General features: G+C 65.0%; 17 protein-coding genes and 1 pseudogene. 7 read left to right on the top strand and 11 right to left on the bottom strand.

Annotated features, from left to right (window positions below; genetic code table 11):
- Positions 1-9: 9 nt before the first annotated feature.
- From aroA to A5788_RS17115, 3 genes are all read right to left on the bottom strand, one after another.
- Complete coding sequence (gene aroA, locus A5788_RS17125; protein ID WP_049698910.1) at positions 10-1,275, bottom strand: 3-phosphoshikimate 1-carboxyvinyltransferase; 1,266 nt, start codon at positions 1,273-1,275, stop codon at positions 10-12.
- 44 nt (positions 1,276-1,319) lie between these two features.
- The gene (locus A5788_RS17120) at positions 1,320-1,706 is read right to left on the bottom strand and encodes a VOC family protein (protein ID WP_049698911.1); all 387 of its coding nucleotides are present in this window, start codon (positions 1,704-1,706) and stop codon (positions 1,320-1,322) included.
- 104 nt (positions 1,707-1,810) lie between these two features.
- Complete coding sequence (locus A5788_RS17115) at positions 1,811-2,047, bottom strand: hypothetical protein (protein WP_049698912.1); 237 nt, start codon at positions 2,045-2,047, stop codon at positions 1,811-1,813.
- Between the two features lie 68 nt (positions 2,048-2,115).
- Here A5788_RS17115 and A5788_RS17110 point away from each other — a divergent pair, with 68 nt between their 5' ends.
- Positions 2,116-2,454 (top strand): DUF2200 domain-containing protein, encoded by a 339-nt coding sequence (locus A5788_RS17110; protein WP_049698913.1) that lies wholly within the window; start codon positions 2,116-2,118, stop codon positions 2,452-2,454.
- A gap of 36 nt (positions 2,455-2,490) precedes the next feature.
- On the opposite strand, the gene A5788_RS17105 is transcribed toward A5788_RS17110, so the two are convergent.
- Positions 2,491-4,191 (bottom strand): nucleobase:cation symporter-2 family protein, encoded by a 1,701-nt coding sequence (locus A5788_RS17105; protein WP_064870707.1) that lies wholly within the window; start codon positions 4,189-4,191, stop codon positions 2,491-2,493.
- Between the two features lie 78 nt (positions 4,192-4,269).
- Here A5788_RS17105 and A5788_RS17100 point away from each other — a divergent pair, with 78 nt between their 5' ends.
- On the top strand, positions 4,270-4,788 hold the full coding sequence (locus A5788_RS17100; RefSeq protein ID WP_082938140.1) for an NUDIX domain-containing protein: 519 nt from the start codon (positions 4,270-4,272) through the stop codon (positions 4,786-4,788).
- 83 nt (positions 4,789-4,871) lie between these two features.
- Positions 4,872-5,708, top strand: coding sequence for a class I SAM-dependent methyltransferase (locus tag A5788_RS17095; RefSeq protein ID WP_064870706.1), 837 nt, complete (start codon positions 4,872-4,874; stop codon positions 5,706-5,708).
- A gap of 41 nt (positions 5,709-5,749) precedes the next feature.
- Here A5788_RS17095 and A5788_RS17090 read toward each other — a convergent pair whose 3' ends face one another.
- Positions 5,750-6,511, bottom strand: a complete 762-nt coding sequence (locus A5788_RS17090; RefSeq protein ID WP_049698915.1) for an SDR family NAD(P)-dependent oxidoreductase — start codon at positions 6,509-6,511, stop codon at positions 5,750-5,752.
- A gap of 41 nt (positions 6,512-6,552) precedes the next feature.
- Positions 6,553-8,367 (bottom strand): acyl-CoA dehydrogenase, encoded by a 1,815-nt coding sequence (locus A5788_RS17085; RefSeq protein WP_064870705.1) that lies wholly within the window; start codon positions 8,365-8,367, stop codon positions 6,553-6,555.
- A gap of 179 nt (positions 8,368-8,546) precedes the next feature.
- Between A5788_RS17085 and A5788_RS17080 the strand changes: the two genes are divergently transcribed.
- On the top strand, positions 8,547-9,134 hold the full coding sequence (locus A5788_RS17080; RefSeq protein ID WP_064870704.1) for a TetR/AcrR family transcriptional regulator: 588 nt from the start codon (positions 8,547-8,549) through the stop codon (positions 9,132-9,134).
- Positions 9,135-9,263: 129 nt separating this feature from the next.
- Here the strand turns inward: A5788_RS17080 and A5788_RS17075 are convergent, their stop codons facing one another.
- Both A5788_RS17075 and A5788_RS23885 read right to left on the bottom strand, forming a co-directional pair.
- Entirely contained in the window at positions 9,264-10,760 is a 1,497-nt protein-coding gene (locus tag A5788_RS17075; protein WP_064870703.1) for an aldehyde dehydrogenase family protein, read from the bottom strand.
- Positions 10,757-11,023, bottom strand: coding sequence for a hypothetical protein (locus A5788_RS23885; RefSeq protein ID WP_156525544.1), 267 nt, complete (start codon positions 11,021-11,023; stop codon positions 10,757-10,759). Before A5788_RS23885 ends, A5788_RS17075 begins: the two co-directional genes overlap by 4 nt.
- A 62-nt stretch (positions 11,024-11,085) precedes the next feature.
- On the opposite strand from A5788_RS23885, the gene A5788_RS17070 reads away from it, so the two are divergent.
- Positions 11,086-12,507 (top strand): purine-cytosine permease family protein, encoded by a 1,422-nt coding sequence (locus A5788_RS17070; protein ID WP_064870746.1) that lies wholly within the window; start codon positions 11,086-11,088, stop codon positions 12,505-12,507.
- A 38-nt stretch (positions 12,508-12,545) separates the two neighbouring features.
- Complete coding sequence (locus A5788_RS17065) at positions 12,546-14,054, top strand: GMC family oxidoreductase (RefSeq protein WP_231894357.1); 1,509 nt, start codon at positions 12,546-12,548, stop codon at positions 14,052-14,054.
- On the opposite strand, the gene A5788_RS17060 is transcribed toward A5788_RS17065, so the two are convergent.
- A complete protein-coding gene (locus tag A5788_RS17060) occupies positions 14,035-15,570 on the bottom strand; it encodes an APC family permease (protein WP_082938139.1) in 1,536 nt (511 codons plus the stop codon). The two genes, A5788_RS17065 and A5788_RS17060, sit on opposite strands and share 20 nt — an antisense overlap.
- A 138-nt stretch (positions 15,571-15,708) precedes the next feature.
- On the opposite strand from A5788_RS17060, the gene A5788_RS17055 reads away from it, so the two are divergent.
- Positions 15,709-16,620 (top strand): LysR family transcriptional regulator, encoded by a 912-nt coding sequence (locus A5788_RS17055; RefSeq protein ID WP_049698920.1) that lies wholly within the window; start codon positions 15,709-15,711, stop codon positions 16,618-16,620.
- On the opposite strand, the gene A5788_RS17050 is transcribed toward A5788_RS17055, so the two are convergent.
- On the bottom strand, positions 16,614-18,308 hold the full coding sequence (locus tag A5788_RS17050; RefSeq protein WP_064870701.1) for an amidohydrolase: 1,695 nt from the start codon (positions 18,306-18,308) through the stop codon (positions 16,614-16,616). The two genes, A5788_RS17055 and A5788_RS17050, sit on opposite strands and share 7 nt — an antisense overlap.
- Positions 18,309-18,334: 26 nt before the next feature.
- Positions 18,335-20,448: pseudogene (locus A5788_RS17045) on the bottom strand (oxidoreductase).
- Positions 20,449-20,683 lie beyond the last annotated feature (235 nt).

Genomic DNA, 20,683 nt, shown 5'->3' with positions numbered 1-20,683 from the left:
CGCGGTAGATCACGGATGTCCGACCATCTGCTGCCACATCCCGGGGAAGTCGGGCAACGTCTTCGACGTGGTCTCGATGTCGTCGACGGTGACGCCGGGGACCACCAGGCCGATGATCGCGCCCGCGGTTGCCATGCGGTGATCGGCGTACGAATCCCATTGTCCGCCATGTAGTGGCGCTGGTCGGATGATGAGTCCGTCGTCGGTCTCGGACACATCGCCGCCGAGTTTGTTGATCTCGGTGGCGAGCGCGGCAAGCCTATCGGTCTCGTGGCCGCGAAGGTGGGCGATGCCACTCAGCACGGATTCCCCATCGGCGAGCGCGCACACCGCGGCGATCGTCGGTGTCAACTCGCCGATGTCGCGGAGATTGCGGCTGATCCCCGTGAGTCTTTCTGGCCCGCGCACCGTCAGCACGCCGTCGAAAAGCTCTACGGTGCAACCCATCTCGGCGAGAATGTCGGCGATCTGTGCGCCCGGCTGCGTTGTTGTCGCGGGCCAACGCGGGATGCCGACCTCACCTCCGGTGACCGCGGCTGCCGCGAGAAACGCTGCGGCATTGGACAAGTCGGGTTCGACGGCGACGTCGACCGCTTTGATCACACTCGGGGGTACGCGCCAGGTATCGGGTTGTGACGTGTCGACGACGACCCCCGCGGTGGCGAGCATCTCGACGGTCATGTCGATGTGCGGCGTCGACGGTACCGGCGCGCCGACGTGTCGCACCGTGATCCCGTTGTCGAATCGTGCTGCGGCAAGCAGGAGTCCCGACACGAACTGCGACGACCCGGACGCATCGATCGTGACCGTGCCGCCGGCGGCCGATCCCGTGCCGTGGACCACGAACGGCAGGCTGTCGCCGTCGACGCCCACCCCGAGGTCACGCAGAGCGTCGAGGATGGTGGTGAGTGGACGCTGTCGGGCCTGTGGGTCGCCGTCGAATGCGACGTCGCCGGAGGCGAGCGCGGCCACCGGCGGCAGGAAGCGCATGACTGTTCCGGCCAGGCCGCAGAACACCTCGCCCGCATGCATCGGCAGCGGTTCGATGGAGACGGTCGTCGGATCGGCGGGATCGACGCGCACCCCGATCCCGAGTTCGGTGAGCGCCGACAGCATGAGGTTGGTGTCGCGACTGCGCAGGGTTCCGGTGATTGTCGACGGTCCGTCGGCCAGCGCGGCGAGCACCAGGGCGCGATTGGTGACGGACTTCGAGCCTGGCAGGTCGACGGTGGCCTGAATTCGGCCGTCGGCGAGGGGCGCAGTCCAGATGCTCATGCGTTCAGTCTCGCATGTCGTGGTTGCACCGTCGGATGCCCAACTCAGCGGTTGTCCAATCGCAGCGGATGGTCGGCAGGTACTTCGACGAGGATGAGGGTGCGACCGTCGGGGTCGACGATGTGCATTTCGATGAGGCCCCACGGTTCGGTCAGTGCTTCCCTGCGGATGTCGACTCCCATTGCGCTCAGTTCGCGCTGGGTCGCGGCGACGTCGCGCACCTGAATCCACAGCGCGGCCCCGTTCGCGTGGCCGTCGGGCAGGTCGGTGCTCATGTGGCCGGGTACTTCGATCAGGCCATTGCCCGCGTAGAAGACCAGGCCGCCCGGGTACTCACGCGCGATCGCGAGATGGAGCTTGTGGCGGTAGAAGTGCTGCAGCGCTTCGGGATCGCGGGACCGCAACAGGATGCGACTACTCAGGATCTCCATGTCTTCAGTGTCTACACGGTTACCGACGAGTCGGACACCAGCCATCGCGGCGCGTCAGGACTTGCCGACGGTACCGGTGCACCTGCGCTGACAGGCCGACGGCGTCACTGCCCCTCGGTTGTCCCGTTGCTGCCACCGAGCGCGTGGCCACGATTGAGGTCGTTGCCGTGGCGGCCTGCTTCGTAGATCGCCTTCTCGCGGGCGATGCGATCGGTCTCGCCGATCGGTGTGGCGTCGCCGAAAGCGAACGCCGACTCGTGAGGCTGCTCGTGGGGGATGTCGGGGACGTCGGGATCGGTGCTGTCGACTTCGGGGCTGTCGGGATCGGGGCTGTCTGACATGCACCAACGATAGGACTGATCCGCTCGTGGCGCGGGGAGACGGCACAGCGACCCGTTACCGTCTAGGAATGCATCGCATCTTCACGACGAGCTTCGCCGACGTCTACCCGCTCTACGTCGCCAAGGTGGAGCGCAAGGGCCGCACCAAAGCCGAACTGGATCAGGTCATCACCTGGCTCACCGGATTCGACGACGCCGCGCTCACCCGTCACATCGAGGACGGCACCACCTTCGAGGAATTCTTCGACGACGCGCAGCTCAACCCGCGGGCAGAACTCATCACAGGCGTCGTCTGCGGTAAGCGCGTCGAGGAGATCGACGACCCGCTCATGCGCAAGATCCGCTACCTCGACAAGCTGGTCGACGAACTCGCCAGGGGCAAGGCCATCGAGAAAGTACTGCGGTAGGTCCAGCGTCGTCCCCGACCCTGGACCTACCGCAGCTCAGGCCGGTGCGTCCTGTCCGCGGCTGGAGAACTTGCCATCGGTGACGTCGTCCCACTTGTCGAACAAGCTCGTCACCTTCGGGTCGCCGAGAGCCTTGATCTCGTCGCACAGATCTTTCGGCGCCGACGGGTTGGTGACGATGAACGGGTGCAGCCCGGGGTCGTGCTCGGCCAGGATGCGTAGCGTCTGCGGACTCGTGTTCGGGTCCGCGGCGGCGAGCGCGTCGCGTGGGTCGAATGCCGCCCCGCGCGGTGCGTCGGACCCCGATATCCCGACGTTGTCGCCCGCGACGTCTATTTCACCGGTGTTGTGGTAGTCGACGGGATCGGGAGATGTGCTGCGCCAGTTGAAGACCAGGTTCAGCACGATGGCGCAGATGGCTCCGGCCGAGATTCCCGAGTGGAAGATGGTTTGGAACCAGTCGGGGAACTTGGCGTAGAGGTCGAGCGCAACGGGGACCTTGTCGTCGTTGGTGTACGACAGGCTCGCCTCGGTGAGCATTGCGACGCCGATGGAGATCGCGACCACCAGGATGTTGGAGTTGTTGAACTTGACCTTGGTCAAGGTTCGCACGCCACTGGCGGCGACCATGCCGAACAGCGCCACACCCGCACCGCCGAGCACGGGTTGGGGAATGCCCTCGATGATCGCGGCCATCTTGGGAACCAGACCCAGGATCACCAGGATGACGCCCGCGCACGTGGCAACGTGGCGCGACTTGACGTTGGTGATCGCCACCAGACCGACGTTCTGCGCGAACGCCGTGTACGGGAACGTGTTGAAGATGCCGCCGAGCACGGTGCCCGCACCGTCGGCGCGCATGCCGTCGGCCAGACGCTGCGGGGTGATCTTCTCGTCGACGATCTCTCCGACGGCCACGATGTCGCCGGTCGTCTCGGTCATGATGACCAACGCGACGATGATCATCGCGATGATCGAGCTGACGTCGAAGCTGGGGAAGCCGAAGTAGAACGGCTCGGGCACTGCGAACCACGAACTCGAGCCGACGTGGCTCCAGTCGGTCATCCCGAACGGAATCGAGATGAGTGTTCCCGCGACGAGGCCCAGGAGGATCGAGACGCGTTTGACGGCGGGTGGCCCGAATCGCTCGAGCAGGATGATGATCAGCAGCGTCAGGAAGCCGAACGCGATGGACTTGGGAGCACCGAAGTCCTCACCTTTCGCCGTGCCGCCGCCGAACCAACCCGCGGCGACGCTCATCAGCGAGATGCCGATGATCAGAATGATCGTGCCGGTCACCAGTGGTGGGAAGAATCTGATGAGCCTTCCGACTATGGGTGCCACGAGCATCATGAACAGGCCGCACGCGATGACCGAGCCGTAGATCGCGGTGATGCCGTGGTTGAGGCCGATGGTGATCATCGGGCCGACAGCGGCGAACGTCACGCCCTGCATCAATGGGAGTCGCACACCGAAGCGCCAGAATCCCACCGCCTGCACGATCGTGGCGATACCTGCGACGAAGAGGTCGGCGGTGATCAGGTGCACGATCTCGTCCGAGCGCATCTGCCCTGCGCCGACCATCGCGCCGCCGACGATCAGCGGAACGGCCACCGCGCCCGCGTACATCGCCATCACATGCTGAAGCCCCAATGGGAACAGCCGCGCCAGCGGTGGGATGTCATCGACCGCGCGGTCGGCCTTCTTGCCATGTTTGATGGTGTCTAGAACGGTCACGGATCATTGTTCTACTTTTCGGGCGTTTCGGACACGACGCGATCGTGTGACGTCCTTGTTTCCGCCAGAATATATTGCGTGGACAAGCGCACTCACCGACACAGTTTCGGGCTCCTGGTGTTTCGACGCACCGACGTTGCCGCGTCAATCGAAGCCGGTGAAGCCGGCTCTTTCGAGGGAGTCGAGGTACTCATCGCGCACCCGGGTGGTCCGCTGTGGGCGCGTAAGGACGAGGGCGCGTGGTCGGTGCCCAAGGGGCTGCCGGAGCCCGACGAGTCGCCGCTCGACACGGCGCGGCGCGAGTTCGAGGAGGAAACCGGGCACGCTGCGCCTGCAGGCGAGGTCATCGAGCTCGGCGACGTGCGCCAGAAGAGCGGCAAGGTCGTCACCGGCTTCGCCGTCGAGGGAGACCTCGACGTGTCGACAATCGTCAGCAACACCTTCGAGATGGTGTGGCCGCCGCGGTCGGGGCAGCTGCAGACCTTCCCGGAAGTCGATCGGGCGCAGTGGTGTGGCCTCGACGAGGCGCGCGTGAAACTGAACTCAGCGCAGGCGGAGTTCGTCAGTCGACTCGAGTCGGCGCTCGGCGACCGGTGAATGTCGTGCTCGCCAATCAGCGAGCCTCGCCGTTCGCTGACAACCATTGTCGATAAGGGTGTGGTGTCACTACGGTGGGATGCATGACAGATCATGCTGCGGAAACCAGGTTGGTCGGCTTGTTCAATTCGATCGGCACCGATTTCGACGCCTTGCGCCCGAGTCTGTGGGGGCCTGCCGGTCAGGCTCTGGTCGATGAACTCGACATCCGGCCGGGGGAGCGGATTCTCGACATCTGTTCGGGTACCGGTGCGAGTGCATTGCCCGCTGCTCGAGCTACCGGACCGGCGGGAACCGTCGTCGCAGTCGACTTCGCGGCCGAGCTCCTCGACATCGCGAGTACCAATGCCGCCGACGAAGGTCTGGAAATCGACTGCGTCGTCGCCGACGTCACGGGATTGAAGGCCGGAACACCGCCCTGCGCAACACCTTTCGACGTGGTGGCGTGCTCGTTCGGAGTCTTCTTCCTTCCGAACATGGACGACGCCGTGCGCAACGTGTTGAGTCTGCTGCGTCCGGGAGGACGCATGGGGGCATCGATCTGGCACGCCGACAGTCTTCGCGAGTTCAGCGAGATCTACCGCGCATCGGTCGCGGAGGTGGCAGGCGAAACCTCACATCAAGGGCCGCGCAGCGGAAGTCGGATGCCGATCAGTCACATCGACACCGAAGAGTCTGTCTCGCAATGGTTCACGACGTTGGGCGCACAGAAGGTCGACACGTCGGTGTATAGATTGCGCATCGAGTGCACGCCGGACTTCGCCTGGAAGATGGTCGTGGGCACGGGGATGCGTGGTGCACTCACGCCGCTCGACGACGAGCAGATCGCACGGGTGCGGCAGGTGTTCCTCGAACGGCTGGCACTCGAGGGGCCCGCTGAGATCAACTGCGACACACTCATCGCGGTGGCGACGGTCTGAGGTCGCCACCGCGATGAGTGGTGTTCCAGGCGGTACCTGATCTAGGTGACGGTGATCCCGCCGTCGACGGCGATCGTCTGGCCGGTGACGTAGCCGCCTGCTGCCGAGCTCAGCCAGATCGCGGTGGCTGCGAGTTCCGAGGGATCTCCCATGCGTCCCAACAGGACTCGCGGCATCTGCGACTCGATGTAACCGGGTGCGTAGGTGTCGGTCATCTCGCTCTCGAAGAACCCGGGTGCAATCGCGTTGACGCGGATACCTTTTCGGGTTCCCCACTGTTGGGCAAGATCGCGGGTGAGACCGACGATGGCGGCCTTGCTCGCCGCGTAGGCGGCCTGGGGGAGTCCTGCGGTGGTCAGGCCCAGGATGCTGGAGATGTTGACGATTGCGCTGCCCGGCTGCATGACACGGCCCGCGGCCTGAGCCATCCAGTAGGAGCCGTTGAGGTTGACGTCGATGACCGAACGGAACTGCTCCGGCGTCTCACGCGTAGCTGGTACCGCGGTGCCGATGCCCGCGTTGTTGATGAGGATGTCGACGCGGCCGAATGTTTCGACGGCGCTGTCGATCACGCGCTGGCAGTCCGCGGGGTCGGAGACGTCTGCGGCCACAGTGAGGGCTTTGCGTCCGAGCGCCTCTACTTGCGCAGCGGTCTCGGTCAGGCGGTCGGCGCGTCGGGCGGCGAGTACGACGTCGGCACCGGCCTCCGCGAAAGCCGTGGCGAAGCGGACACCGAGTCCCGACGACGCGCCGGTGACGACGACGACCTTGTCGGTGACGTTGAACAGATCGAGTACTGACATGAAGTCTCTCCTGGGTCGATCGTGCGGGGATGTGTTGTGGGTCAGAAAATCTCGGGACGCGCGTCGAGCGTCGTGCGGTCGAGCGCCGCGAGGAGGTCGAACTGTGCGTCGACCTTCGGTAGTTCGTAGGTGAAGAAGTACTGCGCTGCGACGCGTTTGCCGTCGTAGAAATCTCCGGCCTTGTCTGCGACGGCGAGCAGTTGCTCGAGCCACATCCAGGCGATGACGATGTGTCCGGTTGCTTCGAGGTACGCGGTGGCATTGGCCAGCGAGACCGCTACATCGCCTGCGGACCACACCTGCATGGTCACGGTGACGAGTCGTTCGACGCGCCTGCGCAATTCGTCGGCCAGCGCTGCGGTGGGGTTCGAGGCCGCGCGGTCGATGGTCTGGGTGATCGTGTTCGCGAGCAGTTCCAGGCCCGCGCCGCCGTTCATGACGACCTTGCGGCCGAGTAGATCGAGTCCGTGGATGCCGTGCGCGCCCTCGTGGATGGGATTGAGACGGTTGTCGCGGTAGAACTGCTCGACGGGGAACTCGCGGGTGTAACCGTAGCCGCCGTGAATCTGGATGGCGAGATCGTTTGCGGTCAAACACCATTGGGATGGCCACGACTTGGAGATCGGCGTGAGTACATCGAGCAGCAGGCCCGCTCGGGCTGCCTCGTTTGCGTCTCCGGTCTGCTGCAGATCGACGAGCTTGCCGGAGTACAGGCCGAGCGCGAGTGCTCCTTCGACATAGGCCTTCTGCGCCAACAACATTCGTTTGACGTCAGCGTGCTCGATGATCGGTACGGGCTTGGAGGTCGGGTCCTTCTGGTCGACAGGACGCCCCTGCGTGCGGACCTTGGCGTACTCGAGGGAGGCGAGGTAGCCCGCGTAACCCAGTGATGTTGCGAGGAATCCGACGCCGATGCGCGCCTCGTTCATCATGTGGAACATGTACTGGAGGCCCTTGTGCTCCTCGCCGACCAGGTAGCCGACCGCGCCGGGAACGGAGTGAGCGGGCGGAGTTGATTCAGCGCCGGGAACGGGTGAGTCTGCTGTGCCGTAGGTGCCGTCGCCGAAGTTGAGGAGGCAGTTGGTGGTCGCGCGCTGGCCCATCTTGTGGTTGAGGCCGACGAGTGCGACGTCGTTGCGGGTGCCGTCCGGCAGGTACTTGGGGACGATGAACAGCGAGATCCCCTTGACTCCGGGCTTGCCGCCCGGGGCCTTGGCGAGCACGAGATGCACGATGTTCTCGCCGAGTTCGTGGTCGCCTCCCGAGATCCACATCTTGGTCCCGGTGATGCGGTAGGTTCCGTCGTCGGTCGGTGTCGCCTTGGTCGTGATGTCGGCGAGGGAGGATCCGGCCTGCGGCTCGGACAGGCACATCGTGCCGAAGTAGCGCCCCTCGACCATTGGGCGCACCCAGGTGTCGATCTGCTCTGGTGTGCCGTACTCGGCGATCAGGTTGGCGTTGCCGATCGTGAGGAACGAGTACGACGACATGCCTGCGTTGGCTGCCTGGAACCATGACTGCGCAGCGAGGCTGACGACGGTGGGCAATTGCATCCCGCCGAGCGACTCGTCGAACGAGCCCGCACCCAGGCCGGCCTTGATGAACTCGGCGATGCCCGACTGGATTTCCTCGGGCAAGACGACGGCGCCGTCGTCGCCGACGTAGGGCTCCTTGGTGTCGCCGAGGCGATTGACCGGCGCGAAGCGTTTGGTCGCGAGGTCGGCGGCGAGTTCGAGTACGGCGTCGAACGTGTCGCGTGAGTGTTCGGCGAAGCGTTCGCGCTCGGTCAGTGACTCGACGTCGAGCCACTCGTAGAGCATGAATTCGAGGTCGCGCTTGGAGATCGGTTCGGCCATGACACTTTCCTTGGGGCAGCGGATTGCTGACTGCTCGACACGACGATCCGATCAGACGTGACGGAATCGTCGTCCTAAGCAGTCGCTCATTTTATGAGCACTCGCTTATACTGCCTGGTGTGCCGGTTGGGGTCAACCATCGGCCGGGAATTCGACGAGCGAAATGGGGTGACGGCGACGTGACGACGAGGGAGTCTGCTGCAGCGCAGCGCATCCGCGATGCGGCGATCGTGTCGTTCGCTCAACTCGGCTATGCCGGCACGTCGACCCGTCAGATCGCGGCGTCGTTGAAGATGAGCGCCGCGGCGATGTACCCGCACTTCCGCTCGAAAGAGGACCTGCTGTACTCGATTGCCCTCGACGGACACCGCAGCGTCTACGAGGCGCTCCGCGAAGTCGACGACCCGACGGACCCCTACGCCGTTCGTCTGGAGAACGTCGTGAGCGCCTTCGCGCGGTGGCAGGCCGAACATCACGAGCTGGCCAAGGTGGTCCAGTACGAGCTGGGTGCGCTCACCGCCGATCACTACCGCTCGATCAGCGCGGTTCGACGTAAGACGACAGCGATTCTCGCGACCATCGTCGCCGGAGGGGTCGCGGCCGGCGAGTTCGCTGCCGACGACCCCGACGATGTCGTGCTCGCCATCTCGTCGCTGTGCGTCGACGTGTGCCGCTGGTTCCCCAGCCGTGATCGCCGCGATCCCGGCACTTTGGGCACGGCGTACGCGCGTATGGCCCTGCGCATGGTGCTGGCGCGCCAGAGCTGATTCGACGCCCAACCGCACGCTCACCCGTTTCCTTCCGGCTTATTGAATTCAATAAGCCGGAAGGAAACGGGTGAGCGGGACTGCACCACTGTTGAATCAGCCGTGTCGGTTACCTCGCGGACATGATCCTCAGCCGCGCGCGATCCACGTCGTCTTGAGTCCGGTGAACTTCTCGATCGCGTGGACCGACAGGTCCGAACCGAACCCCGACGCGCCGAAGCCGCCGAAAGGCGTTCCCGGAGAGAGGGCGTCGACGGTGTTGATCGAGACGGTTCCGGCGTGCAGAGTGTCCGACATCCGTAGTGCGCGGTCGAGATTCGACGTCCATGCCGATGCCGCGAGCCCGTACGGAGTGTCATTGGCCAGGGCGACGGCCTCCTCCTCGGAATCGAACGCGATCACCGACAGCACCGGGCCGAAGATCTCGTCGGTCATCACGGTCGAATCGGCGGGAAGGTCGACGACGACGGTGGGTTCCATGAAGCATCCGACGTCGCCGATTCGGTTGCCGCCGAGTGCTATTCGTCCGTCCACGCGTGCCTGAGCGACGAAGCCGAGGACGAGGTCGAGTTGCTTGCGCGTCACCATGGCGCCCGTCGTCGACGCCGGGTCGAGCGGGTCGCCCGGCCGATACGCCGCGGCTTTCTCGACGACCTTGTCGACGAATTCGTCGAGTATCTCGCGCTGCACCAACAGTCGGCTGTTGGCGGAACAGACCTCGCCCTGATTGCCGAAGATGCCGAAACAGGCCATCTCTGCGGCGGCGTCGAGGTCGGCGCAGTCGGCGAACACCAGGTTGGGGCTCTTGCCACCGCACTCGAGCCAGACCTGCTTCATGTTCGATTCCGCGCTGTACGCCAAGAACTTCTTTCCGACCTCCGTGGAGCCGGTGAATGTCAGGCACTGCACGTCGGGATGGAGCCCGAGCGCGCGACCGGCGTCGGCGCCCAGGCCCGGTACGACGTTGAAGACGCCGGGTGGGATGCCGGCTTCGAGGGCGATCTCGGCCATGCGGAGAGCTGAAAGTGGGCTCTCCTCAGCGGGTTTGAGAACGACGGTGTTGCCCGCGGCCAGGGCGGGGGCAACCTTCCACGCCGCGATGTCGAGCGGGAAGTTCCAGGGAACAACAGCGCCGACGACGCCGAGCGGCACTCGGCGAACCATGGCCACGCTGCCGTCGGCGGTCGGTGGCAACTCGCCCGGGATCTTGTCGGCCACCTCGCCGTAGAAGCGGAAAACTGCTGCGGCGCCGGGAACTTCGACCTCGTAGGAATCGCGGATCGCCTTGCCCATCTCCAGCGTCACGAGCGTCGCGAGCTCCTCGGCATGCTGTTCGATCAGGGTGGCGAAGCGGATGAGTATCGCCCCGCGCTCGCCGGCGGACAGCTTCGACCAGCGCCCGTCGTCGAAGGCGCGACGCGCAGCAGCAACAGCGGCGTCGACGTCTTCGGTGTTGCAGGCGGCGACGGAGGCGAGCACGGTGTCCGTCGCCGGATTCACCACGTCGAAGGTCGCGCCCGACTGCGCGGCAACCCACTGGCCGTCGATGAACGCCTCCGAGCAGAAGGTGATCTCTCCGGCGCGTGCGGACCAGTCGATGGAGGTGAGGTCGGGTAGATCGGTCATGACTCCATCGTGACCGGGTTTCCGGGTGTGCGATAGATCAGGCGGCGCCGATTTATCTGACTTTCTACATCGGCCTGGTCGATGCAAGGTGTGCTGGGGTGGTTGCGCTCTCCGTCCGCGCCGAGAAGTGGTGGGGCGTCGAAGGTCATCTGTTCTCCAGATGTAAAAGACCGGAAGTTTCTGTTTTCCCGGTGATAGCGGTCACCCCGATACTTGCTGAACAGCCCCGACGCCGTGGCCGCGATTCCATCCGAGTCACTCACCCGTGACTCCCGCACAGACACCCGCATTGGGCAACACAGCAACAGAGCAGAGGTATCTCCCGATGAACACGTCAACCCAGCCGTCGACGGGCTCAGCTCCGTCGGTGGAGCGCCGCACCATCGACCACATTCCGCACGACGAGCGCCACGGCAGGGCGCGCGACATCTTCACCGTGTGGTTCGGCTCCAACATCATGTTGCTGACGATCATCACCGGCGCTCTGGCGACCACCGTGTTCGGGCTGCCATTCTGGGCGGGTGCGATCGCGGTGGTCGCGGGCAACCTCGTCGGCGGTGTGGTCATGGCACTGCACGCGGCGCAGGGCCCGCAGATGGGTGTGCCCCAGATGCTCCAGACCCGAGCGCAATTCGGCTCGCTCGGCAGCCTGCTCGTCGTGGTCCTCGTCGTCTTCATGTACCTGGGTTTCTTCGCGTCGAACGCGGTGCTCGGCGGCAAGGCCTTTGCCGAAGTGACCGGGCTGCCGGACAACTGGGCGATCTTCATCATCGGTGCCATCAGCGTCGTCGTGACCATGATCGGCTACAAGCTGATTCATTCGATGGCGGCGGTGCTGTCGGTTGTCGCAGGTGTGGCCCTTCTTCTCGCATTCATCTGGATGATCGGCGTCAACGGGTTGCCGACTGATACCTGGCATAGCGACGGATTCACCTGGGCGGGCTTCATGGCGACGTTCTCCGCGGCGGCCCTGTGGCAGATCGCCTATGCGCCCTACGTCTCGGACTACACGCGCTATCTGCCGCGCGACACCGGTGTGAAGACCGCCTTCTGGGCGACGTATGCGGGATGCGTTCTCGGGTCGGTACTTCCGATGCTGCTCGGTGTGCTGATCGGCGCCGCACTGCCCGACTCCGACACCCTCACAGGCATGGGCACGTTGACCCATGGGATCTCGACGGGGCTGTTCCTCGTCTTCGCCGTCGGTATCAGCGTCACCAACGGCATGAACCTCTACTGTGGTGCGCTCTCGACGATCACCGTGGGACAGAACATCTTTCCTCGATGGCGAGCTGAGGCGAAGAGTCGTGCAGTCATCGCGCTCGTGCTGTTCGCCCTCGCGATGTTGCCCGCACTGCTCAGTGCAGACGACTTCCTGGCCAACTACGCCAACTTCTTGGCTCTGCTGCTGTGCGTCCTGATTCCCTGGACCGCGGTCAATCTCGTCGACTACTACCTCCTGCGCCACGGCGAGTACGACATCGAGTCACTCTTCCGTCGCGACGGCGGCGTGTACGGCCGATTCAACTGGATCGCCATCGCGTGCTACGCAATCGGTATCGGAGTGCAGATTCCGTTCCTGTCGACAACACTGTGGACCGGACCGCTGGCGAAAGAGATTGGCGGCGTCGACATCTCGTGGATTGTCGGACTCGCGGTCATCTGCCCCCTCTACTACGTCCTGATGACCACCCGTAAGAGCGAGGCGTTGGCGAGCGCGAACCTGGCGTCAGAGCCGGCGGCATGAGCCAGCCTGACAACCCTAGTGCCCCTGACTATCTCGTCGTGGGAGGCGGCACCGCAGGCTGCATCGTGGCGGCCCGCCTCAGTGAGGATCCCGCCGTGACGGTCACGGTCCTCGAGGCCGGTCCGAGTGACGAGCACGAACCCCGCGCCCGGTCGATTCGACGCTGGGCGGAGATGCTCGAGAGCGAGTACGACCAGGATTACCGGAGCGTGCCGCAGGAGCGCGGCAACTCCGGAATCCGTCAGGCGCGCATGCACATCCTCGGAGGTTGCGCGACGGCCAACACGATGATCACGTGGCGACCGCTGCGCGCGGACATGGACGAGTGGGTCGCGCTGGGGGCCTTCGGCTGGGACGCCGACACGCTCGGCCGTTGCTTCGACAAGCTCGTCACGCCCATTGCGCCCGTCGCAGAAGCCGACCGCAATCCGTACGTCGCCGACGTCGTCGACGCTGCTCGCTCGGCGCTAGATCTGCCGGCGCGAGCAGGCTGGAACCACGACGCCGACTTCGCCGAGACGGGTGAGGGGTCCGGTTTCTTCGACATCGGGTACACCCCCGAATCCAACCTGCGATCGTCGACGTCGGTGCACTATCTACACCCGGCACTTGCCGAGCGTGCCAATCTGAGTGTGCTGCACCATGAACTGGCCAGTTCGATCCTCTTCGACGGAGACCGCGCCGTCGGAGTGCGGACCATCGCGCGCGACGGTAGCGAGAGCGATCACTTCGCGACGCGCGAAGTGATCGTGTGCGCGGGTGCGATCGCTTCACCCGCCCTGCTGCAGCGCTCGGGGATCGGCCCGAGTGACGTGCTCACCCGGGCGGGAGTGCCGGTGCGCGTCGTCGCACCCGGCGTCGGCGAGAACCTCATGGATCATGCCGAGGGTCTCATCGTGTGGGAAACCGATCGCGACGTGCCGTCGACGTGTGCCACCGGGTGGGATGCGGGCGCTGCGCTGCGTGTCGACGAATCGAGTCCCGCACGTCCGGACGTGCTCATGCACTTCCCGGTCGAGGCCGTCGCCGACCATGCCGTCAGCTACGGCGTCGACATGCCTGAACGGATCATCTCGATCGCGCCGAACGTCGCCAAACCGCGCAGCCGTGGCCGAGTCCAGATCGTCGACGACGATCCGTCGACTCCGCCGTCGATCGACTACCGGTACTTCACCGACCCCGACGGCGTGGACGAGGCGATGCTCGTGGCGGGTATTCGTGCCGCACGACGCATCGCCGCGACCGCGCCGATGTCGAAGTGGGTTGTGCGCGAGGTGTTCCCGGGCGAGGCCCTGCAGTCCGACGACGAACTGTCGTCGGCACTGCGGGCCACACATCAGACGGTCTATCACGTATCCGGAACCTGCAGGATGGGATCGGACGACGACCCGATGGCCGTGCTGGACCCCTCGCTGCGAGTTCGTGGTGTCAGCGGTCTGCGCGTCGTCGATGCCTCTGTCTTCCCCACGCTCACGTCGGTCAATCCTGTCGGCACCATCATGAGTGTTGCCGAACGCGCCGCGGAGATCATCGCTGCTCGACAGTGAGTGACGTGCTCCGGCGCGACCTTCGCGCGGCGAGGTAGCCGGCGACGGCGATGACGGTGAGCACCGCCAGCGTTCCGAGTGTGAACGCCTCGAAGCGGACGCGGGACACATTCCAGGTGTCGAGGAAGTCGTAGTCGAGGCCGAACAGCTTCTCCAGCGTGCCGGGGAACACGGCTACCCAGACTCCGAGCGCTGCCCAGAACGTCGCGAGTCCCGACGCGATGCCCATGCCGATCGTGCCGCCGGGCACGGCGTAGGGCCGCGGCGTCTCGGAATGGTTGATGCGCAGGCGGAATGCGGCGGGAAAGACGAAGAGGTAGGCGATCAGTGATGTCGAGATGGTGATGGTGAGTACCACCGTGAACGTTGCTGCGCTGTCGCCGCCGGAGAAGATGACGCCGACGATCATGAACGCCAGGGCGATGACTCCGGTGAAGATGCCGACCCGAAGCGGCGACCCCGTCTTCGCGTCGAACTTGGCGAAGTAGGGGAAGAAGCCACCGTCGCCTGCCGCGACAGCCAACGCGCGGTTCGCGGCCATCGCCCAGGTGGCGCCCGTGATCGCGAGCGCGATGATGAACGCGATCACCGCAACCTTCACGAGGATCGACGCTGCCGAGCCGTAGACACCGAAGACGGTGTCGAGGGCTGCCATGAAACCGCCGATGCCGGTGATCTTGTCAGTCGGCAACACCAGCAGGAGAGCCAACACCGGGAGCGCGTAGACCAACAGACCGATGCACCCACTCATCGCGATACCGCGCGGAACGTCGCGCTGCGGATTCTGCATCTCGCCGCCAGCCTGGCTGGGAACCTCGAAGCCGACCAGAGAGAACAGGAGAAGTGGGACGAGTCCGAGGAAGCCGCCGAGCGTCGGCGACCAGGTGACCGAGCCGATTCCGTTGAATCCGTGCTGAATTCCATAGACAACCGTGGTCACGAGGAACACGGCGGCCAGGATCAGCTTGAGGTAGGTACCCAGTTGCAGCACGGCACGTGCCCGCCGCATCGACAGCAGGGTGACTGCGACAGCTGCCACGACGAAGAGCGTTTTGAAGACGAAGTCGCCTGCGGTCCCCGAACCGATCGGATGGATGAACGTGCTCCATGCTTCGGTGCTGATGAAGGCGAGGGACCCGCCGATCCACAACGGGTTGATCGACCAGTACATGACCGTGGCGATCGATGCGGGTAGACGTCCGAAGGCGCGCTTGACCCACTCGAACAATCCGCCCTCGTCGGGAAATGCGCTACCGAGCTCTGCGGTGACGAGGCCGTAGGGGACCATCCACAGCAGCGCCAACACGACGAGCCACGTGAAGGTCTCCCCGCCGAACGACGAGATCTCGCCGACCATGTCGAGGCTGATCAGCGCCGACAGGATCATGATCGGAACGTCGAAGCGGCGCAACGAATGTCGGAGGTGCGGGCCTGCTGGTTCGATGTCGGGGTGAGCGGGACCGGGGCCTACTTGTCCGGAATGTGTCCGTCCCGGGTCGGAATGCGAGAGCGTCATGGAGGTACTCCTCGGAGAGGTGGATATCGCGTGGCGTCAGATGGCCGTCGAGATGAAGCGAGGTTCTGTAGAGTCGGGGTTCTTACGCATCGGCATTGATGGAGCCGATGCGGTGTCCGGATCGTCTGTGAGGTCGTGGTGGCTGATTACACGTTGCGTCAGTTGGAGTATTTCGTCGCCGTGGCCGAGGCGGGGAGTATCACCCGCGCGGCGTCTGCCGTGCATCTGTCTCAGTCAGCGATGTCGACTGCGCTGACCGATCTCGAAGGGGCACTGGGGATTCAGCTTCTTGTCCGTCATCACGCCAAGGGCATCACGCTGACTCCCGCGGGTCGACAACTGCTCGTCGCCAGTCGCCAGTTGTTGGCATCGGCGGCCGATCTTCGTTCTGTCGCACACGGATTGGGCGGATCGTTGACCGGAACCCTCACGATCGGTTGCTTCGAGGTCATGGCGCCGTACCTGCTTCCTGAGTTGTTGTCCGTGGCAGCCCAGAAGCTGCCGAATCTGGAGTTGCTGACCACCGAGGTCGATATGGCCGACCTCGCCGAGGGCGTCGCAGACGGAACATTCGAGATGGGCATCGGATACGACCTTGTCGACGACCCGCGACTCAAGCGATGGCCACTACGCCGCGTGCCGCCCTACGTGCTGGTCGAGGGCTCGCACCGACTCGCCAAACGGCGGAAGGTCAGGCTCGCCGACCTGGCCGACGAACCCATGGCGTTACTCGACCTGCCGCATAGCCGCGACTATTTTCGGCAGGTATTCGCTGATGCAGGCGTCGAACCCGTTGTGCGCTACCGCTCGACGACCGTCGAGACGTGCCGCGCACTCGTGGGACGCGGGTTGGCGTACACGGTGCTCAACCTGCAGGCCGCCGTACCGATGGCGCTCGACGGACACCAGGTTGCGGCGATACCCATCGCCGACGAGACGCCCGCGCTCACGATGGTCCTGCTCAACGCGATTGCCGCGCGACCGACCCGGCGCGCCGCGGTCGTCGCTGAACTGTGCCGAGATCTGTTCGGCGACAACACTGTTCATTGAGTTGACGCCTTGCCGCCGACGACCTCGCCGAGTGCGCTACCGCCAACGAGATCGCCACCGACCATCGTCAGTTGTGCTGTGAGGCAACCGATGTCCCGGGCCGTTGAGATGTCACCCGAGAGTGCGACGAGGTCGGCGTCCTTTCCGATCTCGATCGAACCGGCGTGTTGTGCGCAGTGTGCGGCGCGCGCCGCGCCGATCGTGTAGGCGTCGACGGCGGTCCGCAGACTGAGTGCCTCCTCGGCGATGAGGGGCACGGTGCGAGCGTCGGTGCCGATGGCGTGCGGATCTGCCTCAGAACCGGTCCGATTCGCTGCGGTGTGTATGGCCCACAACGGATTGGGGTCGGTGACGGGCCAGTCGCTGCCCATCGCCAGCGTCCCACCGGCCGTGCTGATCGAACCGAAGGGGAAGTGCCATCGCTCGCGGCCGGTGCCCAGTAGCGGGAGCTTGCGCTCGACGATCTCGATGTCGCGGCGAGCCCACAGGGCCTGGATGTTCGCCATCACGCCGAGCGCTGCGAACCGTGGAATATCCTGCGGGTCAACCACATCCAGATGTGCGATCTGGTGTGCCGCATCGAAACGCGGATTTGCCGCGCGTGCGGCACCGAGCGCGTCGAGGCATTCGCGGACCGCGCGGTCGCCGACGGCGTGCATGTGAATGTGGAACTCGTCGCGTGCCAGGAGTGCACACACCTCGTTCAGTTCTGCCGGGTCGATGAAGGAGAGTCCGGTGGGATCGGCGCCCGTCGGTAGGTCGGAGTAGGGCGCGAGCATTGCGGCAGTGCAGTTCTCGCAAATCCCGTCCTGCATCACCTTGACGGTGTCGACGTGAAACCGGCGGCCGTGTCGGGAGACCGCCCGGCGTTCGCGGAGTACGTCGATCTGCGAGAGTCCCTGTTCGGCCGCCCACCACAGCGCACCGCAGACCCGTGCGGTCAACTCTCCCGCCTCGTCGGCGGCAAGGTACGTCGCGAGTGTGTCGGAGAGTCCGAATGCCGGGATGTCAACGCCCGCGTCCTGCCAGCCGGTGACGCCGACGGAGTGCAGCCGACGCTGAGCCGTCAACAATGCCTCGCGCAGTACGGCGTCGTCGATCTCGGGTGCGAGCGCCTGCACACTGTCGGCGGCACGCTCGAAGAGGACGCCGGTGGGTTCGCCTGCGGCGTCACGCTCGATGCGCCCACCCGTCGGATCGGGCGTGTGCCGGTCAATTCCGGCGTTCGCCAGTGCTGCACTGTTGACCCACACGCCGTGTCCGTCGTGGCTGGAGAGCACAGCGGGCCGGTCGGCGACGACCTCGTCGAGGTCGGCACGCGTGGGTAGACCGCCGGGAAACGCATCGCCGTACCAACCACTTCCGGTGATGACCGGAGCGTCGGGGTGTGAATCCACGTACGCCGCGATCGCGTCGAGGTAGCCTCGGCGATCGTGTGCGAGCTCGGACAGATCACAGCGCAGCGCTGCGAGTCCGCCGGCCACCGGATGGACGTGCGCGTCGATGAACCCCGGCAGCAGGCTTGCTCCCGCGAGGTCGTGGATGACAGTCGACGCCGAGACCAGGTCACGATCGACGTCGGACCCGATCGCGACGATGGTGCCGTCGGACACGGCGACACTGGTCGCCGGTGGCATACCGAGTGGTTGCCACACCGCTGCGTTGGTGAATATGTGATCTGCGTACATCACCACTCCTGTGATCCGTGGGTCCGTCAGGACACCGAGACCGGCGTACTGAACACCGGCTCGATCGACAACTGGGTGACCTCCCGGCGGAACGGCACCGGGTCGTCGTTGCGTGGCACGTCGAGTTCCTCGGCGAACCGGTGTCCCGACCAGACTGCTGCGGCGATGGTCGACGGTGCCCAGGCGTCGCCGACACCGGTGACGCTGCGGACTCCGGCCTCGGCCCAGTCGTCGCTGCGGTCGTGCAGTTGGGTGTAGAGCTCGTCGTGGGGGAGGCGCGCGGTCACCATGACGACGGCGTCGGCGTCGAGATGTCCTGTCCGCCCGGTGAATCGGCATGCGGTCTGTACGCCGGTGGCGTCGACGGCGGTCACCGCGGTGTCGGTGCGCACGTCGACGCCCGCCTCCATGATCCGCGCGCGAATGCGGTGAGCCTCCATGGTGTTGGTGGTCCACTGCGACACCTGCGGGACCGGGGTGACGAGCGTGACCGCGAAGCCCTCCTTGGCGAGCATCTCCGCGACGACGGCACCGAGGTAGTAGTGGTCGTCGTCGAACAGTACGACGCGCTTGCCGGCGGGCCGTACTCCGGCCATGATGTCGTCCGGAGTGAAGACCGCTGTGCTGGAATCGATCTCGATGGGATGTGTGTGCCAGCGACCGACGCCGTCGCCTCGCCACGATGCCCCGGTCGCGATCACGACGTGGTCGAAGCCGAACTCGAGGATGTCGTCGGTGCTCATCGGCGATTCGCGATAGACCTCGACGTTGTCGAGACGGTCGAGTTGCTGCAGCCGATAGTCGATGACGCGAATCCATGCGGACAGTCCGGGAAGCTTCGACTCGCGGGCGACACGGCCACCGAGTACGCGGCTCGCCTCGGTGAGAGTCACGGGATACCCGCGATTACCCAGTGCGCGTGCGGCTTCGAGGCCCGCAGGCCCCCCACCGACGACGAGCACCGAGGAGTCGGAGCCCTTCACCGAGATGCGCTCCGGATGCCAGCCGCGTCGGAATTCCTCTCCCATTGTGGGGTTTTGCGTGCACCGGATCGGCGACATGGTGAAGTCGCCGGACACGCAGATGTTGCAGCCGATGCACTCGCGGATATCTGCGAGGTCGCCGCGTTCGATCTTGTTGGGCATGAAGGGATCCGCGATAGACGGCCGTGCGGCGCCGATGAGGTCGAGAATGCCTGACTTCACGTGCCGGACCATGGTGTCGGGAGAAGTGAAGCGGCCCACGCCGACAACCGGCTTGGTGGTGAGTTGCTTGAGTCCGGTGACGTACGGTTCCTGCTCGGCCTCGGGGCCGAAGCGCGAGGTGACCGAGTCGTCTTCCCAGCTTCCGAGCACGAGGTCCCAGAGGTCGGGATGCTCGCCGATCAGGCCGAAGACGTCTTCCATCTCGCTGCGGGTGATGCCGTCGTCGCCGAGCAGTTCGTCGACCGAGATGCGGCATGCGACAGCAGCTTTGCCGTCGGCGATCTCGCGGGTGTCCTCGAGGATCTCTCGAGGATCTCGCGGATGAGGCGTACACGGTTCTCGAGGCTGCCGCCGTACTCGTCGGTGCGATTGTTGTACCGGCGCGACAAGAAGTGGTGCAGACCGCCGATTGCATGTCCCGCGTAGACATAGACGATGTCGTAGCCGGCTTTCAGTGACCGATGCACCGAATCCGCATGCCACTTCCGCAGATCGACGATGTCGGCCTTTGTCATCGCACGGGCCTGCACCGGATCGAGATTCCACGAGACGACGGGGAGATGCTGTGGTGCCAGCGGAGTTTCGCGGCTGATGAGATTGGGGCTGTTGAGCCCGTTGTGTGCCAGCTCGATTCCGGCGAGCGCACCACCTTCGTGAATCTGCTCGGCGATGCGCGCGATCGCGGGCATGTCCTGGTCGTCCCAGAGGCGGAGCTCGATGAACGGTCCGATATCCGAGGTGGGATGGATCTCGACCTGCTCTGTGCAGACCACGGCCCACCCGCCCTCTGCTTTCGTCCGCCGCATCGCCGCCTCGCCCGATGGATCGCGGTATCCCATGCCGTTGCAGTGCGGCACCTGGAAGAACCGGTTGCGGGCGGTGACCGGTCCGATCCGGACCGGTTCGAAGAGGATGTCGTAGCGATGGTCGCGCATGTGGATCTCCGTCGAGAGGTGCTGCGGCGTGAAAACGCCTGGCGCAGTGAGTCAGTTGTTGGCTGTGGAGTCGGCGTCGGGCAGTGGCGGCGACTCGTGTCATTCTTTGAGGTCAATCGCAAAGAATGAAATGACGGTATCGCGGTTTGTCCCGTCGGGCAGCCCTGTTGCGGACATCTCACGGTGTGAACTTCCGAATTGGTTCATCGGGAGAACCGATGTAATCAGCGGAGTT

The sequence above is a fragment of the Gordonia sp. 852002-50816_SCH5313054-c genome (genome assembly GCF_001665925.1).
GTDB lineage: Bacteria > Actinomycetota > Actinomycetes > Mycobacteriales > Mycobacteriaceae > Gordonia > Gordonia jacobaea.
Note: the sequence above shows the minus strand (reverse complement) of the source record. Positions and strands in the feature narration are given on the sequence as shown.